The 12030-nt window shown below is 40.9% G+C and carries 12 protein-coding genes and 1 pseudogene; all 13 read left to right on the top strand.

The annotated features are described in order from the left end of the window. The first annotated feature begins 99 nt into the window (after positions 1-99). The 13 genes and pseudogenes from AC1D7X_RS02735 to recO all read left to right on the top strand — a co-directional run bounded on the left by AC1D7X_RS02735 (position 100) and on the right by recO (position 11739). Positions 100-1470 carry an NfeD family protein gene (locus tag AC1D7X_RS02735; RefSeq protein ID WP_495474604.1) on the top strand — a complete coding sequence of 457 codons (1371 nt, stop codon included), beginning with the start codon at positions 100-102 and terminating at the stop codon, positions 1468-1470. A 68-nt stretch (positions 1471-1538) separates the two neighbouring features. Then, entirely contained in the window at positions 1539-2537 is a 999-nt protein-coding gene (gene floA / locus AC1D7X_RS02730; RefSeq protein ID WP_495454176.1) for a flotillin-like protein FloA, read from the top strand. Positions 2538-2559: 22 nt separating this feature from the next. Beyond that, complete coding sequence (locus AC1D7X_RS02725; RefSeq protein ID WP_495454177.1) at positions 2560-3111, top strand: YqfB family membrane protein; 552 nt, start codon at positions 2560-2562, stop codon at positions 3109-3111. A 450-nt stretch (positions 3112-3561) separates the two neighbouring features. Further along, positions 3562-3855: a sporulation protein YqfC gene (gene yqfC / locus AC1D7X_RS02720; protein ID WP_495454178.1), complete on the top strand. Its 294-nt coding sequence runs from the start codon at positions 3562-3564 to the stop codon at positions 3853-3855. Further along, positions 3852-5045, top strand: coding sequence for a sporulation protein YqfD (gene yqfD, locus AC1D7X_RS02715; protein ID WP_495454179.1), 1194 nt, complete (start codon positions 3852-3854; stop codon positions 5043-5045). Before yqfC ends, yqfD begins: the two co-directional genes overlap by 4 nt. 33 nt (positions 5046-5078) lie before the next feature. Next, complete coding sequence (locus AC1D7X_RS02710) at positions 5079-6023, top strand: PhoH family protein (RefSeq protein ID WP_495454180.1); 945 nt, start codon at positions 5079-5081, stop codon at positions 6021-6023. A 14-nt stretch (positions 6024-6037) separates the two neighbouring features. After that, positions 6038-8305 carry an HD family phosphohydrolase gene (locus tag AC1D7X_RS02705; protein WP_495474603.1) on the top strand — a complete coding sequence of 756 codons (2268 nt, stop codon included), beginning with the start codon at positions 6038-6040 and terminating at the stop codon, positions 8303-8305. A 3-nt stretch (positions 8306-8308) separates the two neighbouring features. Beyond that, positions 8309-8806, top strand: a complete 498-nt coding sequence (gene ybeY / locus AC1D7X_RS02700) for an rRNA maturation RNase YbeY (RefSeq protein WP_495454182.1) — start codon at positions 8309-8311, stop codon at positions 8804-8806. Beyond that, positions 8806-9174: a diacylglycerol kinase family protein gene (locus AC1D7X_RS02695; protein ID WP_495454183.1), complete on the top strand. Its 369-nt coding sequence runs from the start codon at positions 8806-8808 to the stop codon at positions 9172-9174. The genes ybeY and AC1D7X_RS02695 overlap by 1 nt, the downstream gene beginning before the upstream one ends. Positions 9175-9333: 159 nt before the next feature. Further along, positions 9334-9750, top strand: a pseudogene (locus AC1D7X_RS02690) (cytidine deaminase); the annotation flags it as partial. Positions 9751-9802: 52 nt separating this feature from the next. Then, the gene (era, locus tag AC1D7X_RS02685; RefSeq protein ID WP_495454184.1) at positions 9803-10699 is read left to right on the top strand and encodes a GTPase Era; all 897 of its coding nucleotides are present in this window, start codon (positions 9803-9805) and stop codon (positions 10697-10699) included. 104 nt (positions 10700-10803) lie between these two features. Next, positions 10804-10950 (top strand): YqzL family protein, encoded by a 147-nt coding sequence (locus tag AC1D7X_RS02680; RefSeq protein ID WP_495454185.1) that lies wholly within the window; start codon positions 10804-10806, stop codon positions 10948-10950. A gap of 33 nt (positions 10951-10983) precedes the next feature. Then, complete coding sequence (gene recO / locus AC1D7X_RS02675; protein ID WP_495454186.1) at positions 10984-11739, top strand: DNA repair protein RecO; 756 nt, start codon at positions 10984-10986, stop codon at positions 11737-11739. The last annotated feature ends 291 nt before the right edge of the window (positions 11740-12030 follow it).

Genomic DNA, 12030 nt, shown 5'->3' with positions numbered 1-12030 from the left:
TTGAAACCTCTTTAGGGGTAGAACGTAGTAAGACTTATAAGTTTAGTACATAATATGGGGAAAATTTGGTTTTGATTATGAAGGAAAGGAGGGAATTATTTGAATAAAATTAAAAAAATATGTTCTCTTTTTGTCTTGAATCTACTAGTTATATCACTGATTCTTCCTGTTTTAGGTGAAACCGTACTAGCAACGTCTGTATCGACTTCAGAGCCCAAATCCGGTTCGGTATACATCATTCCTGTTGATCAAGATATTGAAAGAGGGCTTCAGAAATTCATGGAGCGAGGCTTCAAAGAAGCGACAGAAATGGATGCGTCCCTTATTGTATTGGAGATTAACACGCCTGGAGGAAGAATAGATACTGCTCATAATATTGTTGATATTATACGAAACAGTAAAATTCCTACGGTCGCATATATTCATGGGGATGCTGCTTCGGCAGGAAGTTACATCGCGTTAAATGCCAATAAAATAGCGATGGCTCCTGGAAGTATGATCGGTGCTGCTGCGTTAGTCGACGGTATTACAGGGAAACGAATCGAGGATCCTAAATTAGTGGCGTACTGGAAATCACTGATGTCTGGTGCAGCTGAGGTTAGTAAGCGTAATCCTAAGATTGCTCAAGGGATGACAGATGTCAATATGGTTGTTGAGATGCCCAAAATTAACGATACCAAGGAAAAAGGCGAGATTATCTCACTGACTAGCGAACAGGCGTTGAAAGTTGGCTATGCAGATACAATTGCTACAACGACGGAAGAAGTCGTATCTTGGATGGGTTACTCAACGGATGATATATTTCATGTTGAGCAATCAGGTGCAGAGAAACTTGCTGAATTTTTGACGAGTCCGATGGTAATGGCTTTACTTCTGTTTATGGGAATAGCTGGCGTCATTATAGAAATCATTGTTCCTGGATTCGGAGTGCCTGGTATTCTGGGCATCATAGGGTTTGTCCTTTATTTCTTTGGTAATTATGTTGCAGGATTTGCTGGGTCTGAGACATGGGTACTCTTTATCGTTGGGATTATTATGTTGGTTCTTGAGTTGTTCGTACCAAGCTTCGGAATTCTAGGTTTGCTTGGATCTGCCAGTCTCATTGTTGGTGTGGTACGCGCTGCTTATAGTACATCCCATGTGGCGTTATCACTGGGAGTTGCTAGTGTGTGCGCATTGATAGTTATCATTATCGTGGCTATCGTCTTCAAGAAACGTGGCGTGTGGAATCGATTTATTCTCAGTGACTCCTTAACGAAAGAGAAGGGTTATATACCTGTTTTAAGCAAAGATAACTTGCTAGCTAAAGAAGGTATCAGTGTCACCCCGTTACGACCAGCTGGAATGGTTATGATTGAGGGTGAACGGGTTGACGTCGTCACAGATGGTGAGTTTATTGCAAACAATACGGCGATTTGTGTGGTAAAGGTAGAAGGGTCACGTATTGTTGTTAAAGCTATTGGGAAATAATTTAGTATCGTGTCATATCATAGCCAATGGCTATGTGATAAATATGAATCTTGGGGGATAAGTAATCTATGGACGCAACATTAATTCCTATTTTGTTGATTGTGGTAGTCGCAATCATTGTGTTAAGTGTATTCTTTAGCTTTTTTCCTGTAATGCTATGGATTGCAGCACTATCATCGGGAGTGCGTATTAGTATCATTACACTCGTTGCGATGAGACTTCGTCGTGTAACACCAAGCAGAATTGTAAATCCTATGATCAAAGCTACCAAAGCGGGTCTAGGACTTGATATTAATCAATTGGAAAGCCATTATCTCGCTGGTGGTAATGTAGACCGTGTAGTTAATGCACTGATTGCAGCACAACGTGCGAACATTCCATTGGAATTCGAACGTGCAGCAGCTATCGACTTAGCGGGTCGCGATGTGCTTCAAGCGGTTCAGATGAGTGTTAATCCACGTGTAATTGAGACCCCGATTGTAGCTGCAGTAGCTAGAAACGGAATTGAAGTAAAAGTTAAAGCGCGTGTTACTGTACGTGCGAATATCGACCGATTGGTTGGTGGTGCGGGTGAAGAAACAATTATTGCCCGTGTTGGTGAAGGTATTGTAACTACGGTTGGTTCGAGTGATTCTCATAAAGATGTCTTAGAGAATCCAGATATGATCTCACGTACCGTTCTTTCAAAAGGGCTAGATGCAGGAACGGCATTTGAAATCTTATCCATAGATATTGCAGATGTGGATGTAGGTAAGAATATTGGTGCTTATCTGCAGACAGAACAAGCTGAGGCTGATAAACGGATTGCCCAAGCTAAGGCGGAAGAACGTCGCGCAATGGCAGTAGCACAAGAACAGGAAATGAAGGCTCGCGTTATAGAGATGAGAGCGAAAGTTGTGGAGTCTGAATCCGATGTTCCTCTAGCAATGGCAGAAGCGTTACGTTCAGGACAACTTGGAGTTATGGACTATATGAACTATAAGAATATCGAAGCGGACACTCAAATGAGAGGATCGCTTGGTAAAATGGGAGAAAATGGAGATAGTCCGAACAATCCCAAAAAATAATATGTAAGGGATGATGTATCCCATGGAATATATTTGGCCACTTGTTGTTGTCGCATTTGGGATTATATCTGCGGTAATGAACAAAGGGAAAACGAAATCAAATGAGAGCCCTAGTAATATGCCTACATTTGGAGGGGGAGCCGAACGTTCATTGCGACCTAGACCTTCTCAAGATAACGATGATTCCAACGAAAGAATGGAAACGGAGAATCGTAACCAACAGGAAGTTTACACCCCAAGGAATATGCAGCCGACGCTACATGAATCGGATAGTCGTAATGTGATGGATATCCCTGAATACGATGTGAGTGGTGAAGGCGTCTCTCAGATGTATGAGGATTCGATGCAGAGTCGAAATGATGACATGCAAAAGGACATTGATCGTGTCACCGCTGCTCTGGATAAAATCTCGGCGCCTACCTCGACAGAGTGGAATGCTTATGATAACTCTGATGAGGAATCGAAGCGCTCATATGCTTCAGACATATCACGTCAAGCCGCAAACGGTATTATTTGGTCAGAGATATTAGGACCTCCACGTGCTAAACGTTCGTATAATCATCGCAAATCTTAAATGAGATAGATTTGGTGATTGTCATAAAGAACACAACAAAACCCAACCTTGTTCACTAAAGGTTGGGTTTTGTTGTGTTTAGATATCAATTCAAAGGCTCTCCTGCCGTCTCCCTGCCATTCTGTAGGGATTTGAACACTACACATGTAAGTGTAAAGATGAGCTCGTATAACCCCTACTGTGCTCCTGTAAAGAGCAATATGTTTGAACATTTATAGGTGGCACAGCAATCCGACCATTATCCAGGCATAACAAAGGGATGGTGAACCAGTTATGATTCGAAGCATCATGTTATCTTTTGGAACGACGATATTATACATGACAATGTATGGACTTTTTCAGTTCCCTCGGTAATTGCAGTCTTTTTTAACGTATCCACGAGGAATTGCTTTCATAAAAATAGTGTTCCCCGCATATGGTTTAGAGTACAGGAAGGGGGAAGACCTTCGTATGACCCGGATCAGCCGTAAACTTCGAAATTGGACATATGAAAAACTAGATTTGCCCCAGGATATTGTGTTTAATCTACCACGGTTAACCTTGGTCGGTAACAAAGAACTGTTTATTGAAAATCATAATGGGGTCATTCATTTCTCACCTGAGAAGTTGATTCTTTCCCTTAGTCAGGGATCGCTTGAGATAGAGGGATCAGAGCTTGTGATTCGTTCTATTTTACCTAAGGAAGTGCTAATAGAAGGAACGGTTACCCATATAAAATACATAGAAACGGAGGAGAGTCATTGAAAATTCCAACATTAGTCTACTGGCGTGGATATGTCGAAATTACAGTTAGGAATGGACATCTGGAATCTTTTATTAATACCTTGACCCAGATGGGCATTCCGGTGTGGGATGTTAAACCAACTCCATTACAGACTGCTGATATGAAGGTGCTATTGTCAGACTTCTATGCTCTCCGCCCTATCTTGAAGCGGACAGGCTGCCGTGCGCATGTAAATAAAAGGATAGGTTTCCCCTTTGAGATGTTAAAGTTAAAGAAACGTAAGTTTTTTGCAGTGGGAATCGTTGCCTTTTTCGCCATTCTGTTTCTCTTGTCGTCTCTAATATGGGATGTCAAAGTGGTCGGAAATGTTAGAATTGCTACGGATGATGTGTTACTTGTAGCTAAGCAAGAGGGAATATACCCGCTACAATGGGTTGGTCGGTTGCAACATTTGGACGAGCTCTCACAGCAAATGAATAGAAAATTACCAGGAACAGCATGGGTTGGAGTCGATCGTAAAGGGACTACAATTACAATTCAAGTCGTTGAGTCCGCTCTTCCAGAGACGAAGCCACTTCTCAGTCCAAGACACTTAATTAGCAGGACAGATGCTGTGATCACTAGTATTTATGCAGAACAAGGTCGACCTTTGGTTGCGAAGAACAGTCGTGTTAAAAAGGGACAGGTCTTGATCTCCGGGTTATTAGGAGATACTGAGAATTCTCAATCTGTTGTTGCCAAAGGGGATGTAATGGGGCTAGTATGGCATGAGTATACCATTGAGGTACCCACTGTTCAGAAGCATAAAGTATACACTGGGGAAAGTAAGGATAAGAGTTATCTTGTCCTAGGCAACCGTGGCATCCAATTATGGGGATATGGTAAAGTTCCATACGCTAAATATGAAGTTGTCACAGAACAAGATCCTCTATCTTGGAGATCAACGAAATTACCTATGGGTTGGATGACGGAACATGTGATGGAGATTGAAGAACGAAGTGAAGAAATCACAATAGAAGAAGCAAAAAAACAAGGAATTGAAGGCGCAATCCGTGATATTATAGCGAAATACGGAAATGATTCACAAATTATTAGTCGAAAAATTTTGCATGAGAAGAAAGAGAATGGTAAAGTTTATATGAAGGTTCTTTTTGAAGTAGAGGAAAAAATTGCTGAAGAGTTACCTATAGTATATAACCAAGGAGAATGAGGCTATTTGTCAGAGAATATACACAGTATAAAGATGTCATTTCAGAGCGCAGGAGAAGGACTAGCTGTATTTGGTCCACAGGATATTTTTCTTAAAATGATCGAGGCAGAAATTCCCGCAAATATTGATTCGCGTGAAGCCGAAATTACAATACGTGGTGGGGACCGAGAGGTCCAAATGCTGGAACAGTTATTCGATGTGCTATTACAATTAGTACGCAACGGTTACGTTTTAACGGAACGCGATGTGAGTTATGCTATAGATTTAGCAAAGGACTTTAGAGCAGATCAGTTATTAGATTTGTTTAAGGGTGAAATAACTACAACCTTCCGTGGAAAACCTATACGGGTCAAAACGATTGGTCAAAAGCATTATGTGACGACGATTAAGAAACGAGATATTGTGTTTGCGATTGGTCCTGCGGGGACGGGGAAGACATATTTAGCTGTTGTATTAGCGGTTGCTGCATTAAAAGAAGGATCAGTTAAGCGAATTGTTCTGACTCGACCAGCTGTGGAAGCAGGGGAGAACTTAGGGTTCTTACCAGGTGATTTACAGGAGAAAGTAGATCCATATCTACGCCCACTATACGATGCTTTATTTGATGTAATGGGACCTGACCAGACTGCGAAAGCCTTAGAACGTGGACTTATTGAAATTGCACCGCTGGCATATATGCGTGGTCGAACACTTGACGATGCATTTATCATTCTAGATGAAGCTCAGAATACAACACCTGAACAAATGAAAATGTTCCTGACTCGACTCGGATTCGGCTCGAAGATGGTCATAACAGGTGACGTTACACAGATTGACTTGCCAAGAGGCAAGAAATCTGGTCTAGTTGAAGCTAATACTATACTAAGCTCGATTGATGAGATCGGTTTTGTTTATTTCTCAGAACAAGATGTTGTACGTCATTCATTAGTCCAAAAAATCATTGTTGCCTACGATCGAGCTGCAGAAAATCAAGGATAGAGGGGATTAACTCTATGGACTCGAAGGAAACGCCATCTGGCAAATCATTTTTATACAAAAATGCAAGCTACAAGTATAGCGTGTTGACACGCTATACTCTGTTTTTATTTATAGTTGTGTTAATTTACTTTACACTTGCACCCAAAATATTACCTCAACGCTATGATATACGGCTCGGTTCTTATAGTGAAAAGGAAATAATAGCACAGGGGCAAATTCCCAACAGCAAAGCAACGTTAAAGGCGCAAGAAAAGGCAGCCGAGCAAGTACAACCGATTTATAATATTATTCCGCTTCGAAATGATACATTAGTACTTCAAATTTTGGATCGAATAGATCGACTTAACCAAGATGATCAGGTTTCGAATCAGGATAAAGTTGCAATCTATCGGCAAGAAATTCCACAAAGAGCAGAAGACTTTGTTCAGAACTTCGTGAACAGTAGCCGAAGCTCAGGCGCCTATTCCGATAATCTATTAAACGAAATGGTACGGGTCATTAGTGAACAAGTCTATCGCATTCCAGATGAGACGTTTATTAAGATGCCTCGTCTTACAAGTGAAGATATTCAAGCGATGAAGCCCGTAGCTCGTGAGATTGTTTCTAAGTTAAGTAATGATCAGGTAGTGGATGCGCAGACCGTTAGAGCTAAAGTGGCGGAAGCCGTTAGTACAAGCTCTCTAAGTAATCGTATACCTCGTGAAGTCGTCCAAGAAATTGCACGGTTGACGCTCACGGCAAATAAATTTTACGATGAGGAAGAGACCAAAGAAGCTCAAGTACAAGCTCGAGAGGATACAAATACAGTTTTTATTAACCAGGGTGACGTACTAGTGAGCAAAGGGCAGCTTATTACGGAAGAGCTATACGCTCTATTAGACGATAATAAGTTACTTAAGAACGAGGTTAACTATTGGCCACAGCTAGGGTTATTGATGTTATCCCTATTGTTGGTAGCTGGACTACATATGTTTATTCGTCAATCTAGTATGAACACGAATAAATATAAATATAATAATTCACAGCTTCTTATGCTTGGCCTTATTTTTGCTATTACGGTTCTGTCCATGAATCTGGTAAGTATAGTACAAAATAGTGTCCATCCCTATATTGGTTATATTGCTCCAGTAGCACTAGGTGCAATTTTAGTGTCATTGCTTATGGATATGTCTCTTGCTTTCTTTTGCACTATGATATTTAGTATATTGGCAAGTGTGATATTAAATGTTAATCAAGGAGAAATATTTGATTTTCATTTTGGATTCTTTACGATGACCGTTTCTTACGTTGCTATTTCGGCAATTCATAAGGCAAGTCAACGTTCTACCTTACTAAAAGGTGGGATCATGGCAAGTTTGGTTGGTTCCATTCTTGTATTTGTTATGATCTTAATCGATGGCAAGGAATGGAGTCAGATCCAAACGCTATACACGATAGCCTTTGCATTTGCTGGTGGGTTGCTAACAGCAGTATTGGTCATAGGGCTAATGCCATTTTTTGAAGCAACGTTCGGAATTCTATCCGCATTGAAGCTAGTTGAACTATCTAATCCTAACCACCCTTTATTACGTAAGTTGCTAACTGAGACTCCGGGTACTTATCATCATAGTGTGATGGTGGGGAATCTCTCGGAAGCTGCTGCAGAGGCTATTGGTGCGAATGGACTGTTATGTAGAGTTGGTTCATACTACCATGATATTGGGAAAACAAAGAGACCTAGCTATTTCATTGAGAATCAGAACCATATGGAGAATCCCCATGATTCACTAGATCCGAAGCTCAGCAAATCGATTATCATTGCGCATGCTAGAGATGGTGTAGAGATGTTAAAAGATTATAAGTTACCGAAGCTGATTCGGGATATTGCAGAACAGCATCATGGAACGACGTTCCTACATTTCTTTTATCACAAAGCACTGAAGAAAGCAGAAGAACAAGGTATAGAGCCTGAATTTACGGAGTTTGATTTCCGTTATCCTGGTCCTAAAGCCCAATCTAAAGAATCTGCTATCGTAGGTATTGCTGATAGTGTCGAGGCTGCAGTACGTTCTTTGCGGAATCCTACGGTCGAGCAGGTTGAGACTATGATAGAGAAAATAATTAAGAGTCGGATGGATGATCATCAGTTTAATGAGTGTGACCTGACGTTAAAGGAACTGGATATTATCAGTAAAACGTTGAAAGAAAGCGTCATGGGAATATTCCACTCTAGAATTGAATACCCCGAAGAAATAAAGAAGACTACGAAGATATCTGAAGAAGATAACAGAAAGGGCGTTTAATATATGAGTCTACAACTGGCTTGGAGTAACGAGCAGTCGGAATATGAAATTCAGGAATCTTTAATTACTTTGCTTGAATCTGCACTACAGAAGGCGGGAGAAGCTGAAGGCGTAATGGATGGAGAGGTTGCCCTTACATTTGTGGATGATGAACAGATCCATGAATTGAATCGTGACTACCGCGGGATTGATCGACCTACAGATGTACTTTCTTTTGCGATGAATGATACGATAGATGATGAGCTTGAAATTGTCTATGCATTAGAAGAGGGAGAGAAAATGGAAGAAGTTCCTGAGGTGTTGGGTGATATTATCATTTCAATTCCCCGTGCCAAACTTCAAAGTGAAGAGTTCGGTCATTCCCTAGAACGCGAAATTGGGTTTTTGTTTGTTCATGGATTTCTGCACTTGCTTGGTTACGATCACCAAGATCAAGCTGCTGAAGATGAAATGATGGGTAAACAAGAGGCTGTTCTGGTTCAAGTGGGGTTGAATCGATAATGGTAAAGAAATCCTTCCTATCCTCATTTGGTTATGCGTCGGAAGGTATTAAATATGCGATGACTACTCAGAGAAACATGAAGGTACATGGGGTTGCTGCCCTAATTGTTATTATAGCTGCTGCTGTTTTACAGGTATCGCCTATGCGATGGTTGTTTCTGCTTCTTGCTATTACCTTAGTGATCACTGCGGAGATGTTTAATACAGCTCTGGAAGCTGTTGTAGATCTCGTATCTCTGGATATTCGTCCTTTGGCTAAGGCTGCCAAAGATACTGCCGCAGGAGCTGTGCTTCTTACTGCGGCTTTTGCAGTAGTTGTAGGTATTGTGGTATTCTACAGACCCCTTGTGGAGTTGTTTGGGGGATAACATATATCGAGGGAACGTTCAAAAACTAAGTAGATGCTTTCGAAGTGAGTTTTTTCGGAGTATAAACATGAGGTAACGCTCAAAAACTAGGTAGATGCTTTCGAAGTAGTTTTTTCGGAGTATAACAAGAGGGAACGCTCAAAAACTTTTAGGAGGTGTCACATGGATTCAGCAACATTGCTTAAAGAAGCTATGAAAGCTCGAGAAAAAGCATATATCCCATACTCACACTTTGGTGTAGGTGCTGCATTATTGGACAGCGATGGACAGGTACATCATGGATGTAATATTGAGAATGCTGCTTATAGTCCTACAAACTGTGCTGAACGAACAGCGATGTTCAGTGCTATAGCGAACGGTCATCAAGCGCGTAGCTTCAAGGCTATAGCCGTTGTTGCAGATACAGAAGGGCCTGTTGCACCATGTGGTGTCTGCCGTCAAGTGATGGTAGAACTGTGTGGACTGGACATGCTAGTTATACTAGGTAATTTAAAAGGTGATATTCGCGAAACGAGCGTTCGTGAGTTATTACCAGATTCTTTTGGTCCATCGGATCTAGACAATGTCAGTAAATAATCGAATGATAATTAAAAGTACAGAGTACCATTTTTAGGGGGACAACAAGTAAATGGCAAAATTTAAATCAGGTTTCGTAGGAATCGTTGGAAGACCTAATGTAGGTAAATCAACGTTAATGAATCAAGTGATTGGACAGAAGATTGCGATCATGTCAGACAAACCACAGACTACACGCAACAAAATCCATGGCGTATACACAACGGATCATAACCAGATTGTATTTCTAGATACACCTGGAATACACAAACGTCAATCTAAGCTTGGTGACCTCATGAATCAGACTGCACTGAATACACTAGGTGAAGTAGAGGCTGTCTTGTTCCTAGTGGATGCTTCTGAAGGAATGGGTGGCGGTGATCGTTACATTGTGGAGCAACTTAAGAATGTCCGTACTCCAATTATTCTTGTACTAAACAAAATTGACCGGATTGAGCCACAAGCATTACTACCTCTTATTGAGGGGTACCGTAAGCTCTATGATTTTGCTGAGATTATCCCTGTATCTGCGAAGAATGGAAATAATGTCAGTACCTTGTTGAAGGAATTGGAAAAGTATTTACCTGAGGGACCTCAGTATTATCCTGCAGATCAGATCACAGATCACCCTGAGCAATTCGTTTGTGCGGAATTGATTCGTGAGAAAATACTCCATTTAACAAGAGAAGAGATTCCTCACTCCATCGCGGTAATGATTGAGGATATGAAAGTACAAGACAATGGTGTGGTACATATCGGTGCTGTTATCTTTGTAGAAAGAAGCTCACAGAAGGGTATCATTATTGGGAAGCAAGGAGCCATGTTGAAAGAAATTGGACAATTAGCACGTCATGATATCCAGAACTTATTAGGGTCCAAAATCTTCTTAGAAATATGGGTTAAAGTTAAAAAAGATTGGCGCAATCAAGATCGAGTTCTTCGTGATCTAGGATTTCACCGCGAAAGTTAATACTTAATATCGGTTGGCAGGAATTGCAACACATATATCATCGTACAACGCACATCCTATTATTGAAGATGCAGATGCATTTCCCAAGGAAAGGATGAATACGTATGCGAGATTTTTCGTGGAAGTATTTTGCGATGACTGGAGATGTTGATGCTTATTTGTTATTTAAAGAAGCAGGTGGCACTCCAAATCAAGTGTTTGCAACAGATATTGTGGTGGAAGAGATGGTTGATTATGAAGAGAACGAATGATTGGCTGCTCCGTGAATGGTTGGGGGAAGATGCATGCTTTACAGGGTGGAAGGGATTGTCATCCGCAGCATGGACTACGGTGAGGGGAACAAAATCATTACGCTTTGCACCGAAAACACGGGGAAAATAGGAGTGCTTGTTCGTGGCGCAAAGAAGGTAAAGAGCCGACATGCTGCTTTAACGCAGCTATTTACAATAGGTGAGTATATTTTTTTTCGAAATGGTACGGGGCTAGGTACTTTAAATGCAGGCGAAATTACAGAATCCCATTATCGATTACGTGGAGATCTTTATATGGCAGCTTATGCGTCATATGCCTGTGAGTTACTTGATCGAATTCTCCTAGATGAGGAGACAGGAAGCTTCTGGTTTCATCAGTTAAAAGCTTGTCTTGTTGCTTTGGAAGAAGGAAAAGATCCTGGAATCATACTCAACGTATATGAAATGAAAATGTTACAGACTGCGGGTTATGCACCAGAGTTGAATACCTGTATCTCTTGTGGAGAATCACGAGCGGATGATGACCTACTGATCAGTCCTCGACTTGGTGGGGTATTATGTAAGTATTGTCGTCATCTTGATCCACAAGCAATGAAAATTACACCTCGTGCTCTAAAATTATTGCGGTTATTCGAACGATTAGATCTAAGAAAACTTGGGAATATTGATGTGAAGCAAGAAACCAAGCTGGAATTAAAAATGATAATGAGGTCATTTATCGATATGCAGTTAGGTGTAAATTTAAAGTCCAGAAATTTCCTTGATCAAATGGATAAATATGAAATTTGACGAATGGGACAATATCTATTAGTATATTATAAGATTATATTTAATATTGTCATGCATTGATCGAGATAGTAGCGATTTAATTTCTGGACTTAGCGAGTTGGGGATGGTGGAAGCTCAACGAAAGGAAATCGTGAAAGGCAACTCGGGAGCATGAATGAATGATAAAAAGTGGATTGTGTTGTTTCTTAAGCATAATCAAGTAGGGTGGAACCGCGGGAAAAGCTCTCGTCCCTATGTCTGTGCAGCAGGCCAGGCGTAGGAACGAGGGCTTTTTGCTGTACAGAATGGTAA

The organism is Paenibacillus sp. Y568 (assembly GCF_059445545.1).
Note: the sequence above shows the minus strand (reverse complement) of the source record. Positions and strands in the feature narration are given on the sequence as shown.

What these genes read in the sequence shown, in the direction of transcription:
- floA (WP_495454176.1), top strand. Translation starts at nt 1,539, where the DNA reads ATGGACGCAACATTAATTCCTATTTTGTTGATTGTGGTAGTCGCAATC.
- AC1D7X_RS02725 (WP_495454177.1), top strand. Translation starts at nt 2,560, where the DNA reads ATGGAATATATTTGGCCACTTGTTGTTGTCGCATTTGGGATTATATCT.
- yqfC (WP_495454178.1), top strand. Translation starts at nt 3,562, where the DNA reads ATGACCCGGATCAGCCGTAAACTTCGAAATTGGACATATGAAAAACTA.
- AC1D7X_RS02710 (WP_495454180.1), top strand. Translation starts at nt 5,079, where the DNA reads ATGTCATTTCAGAGCGCAGGAGAAGGACTAGCTGTATTTGGTCCACAG.
- AC1D7X_RS02705 (WP_495474603.1), top strand. Translation starts at nt 6,038, where the DNA reads ATGGACTCGAAGGAAACGCCATCTGGCAAATCATTTTTATACAAAAAT.
- ybeY (WP_495454182.1), top strand. Translation starts at nt 8,309, where the DNA reads ATGAGTCTACAACTGGCTTGGAGTAACGAGCAGTCGGAATATGAAATT.
- AC1D7X_RS02695 (WP_495454183.1), top strand. Translation starts at nt 8,806, where the DNA reads ATGGTAAAGAAATCCTTCCTATCCTCATTTGGTTATGCGTCGGAAGGT.
- era (WP_495454184.1), top strand. Translation starts at nt 9,803, where the DNA reads ATGGCAAAATTTAAATCAGGTTTCGTAGGAATCGTTGGAAGACCTAAT.
- AC1D7X_RS02680 (WP_495454185.1), top strand. Translation starts at nt 10,804, where the DNA reads ATGCGAGATTTTTCGTGGAAGTATTTTGCGATGACTGGAGATGTTGAT.
- recO (WP_495454186.1), top strand. Translation starts at nt 10,984, where the DNA reads ATGCTTTACAGGGTGGAAGGGATTGTCATCCGCAGCATGGACTACGGT.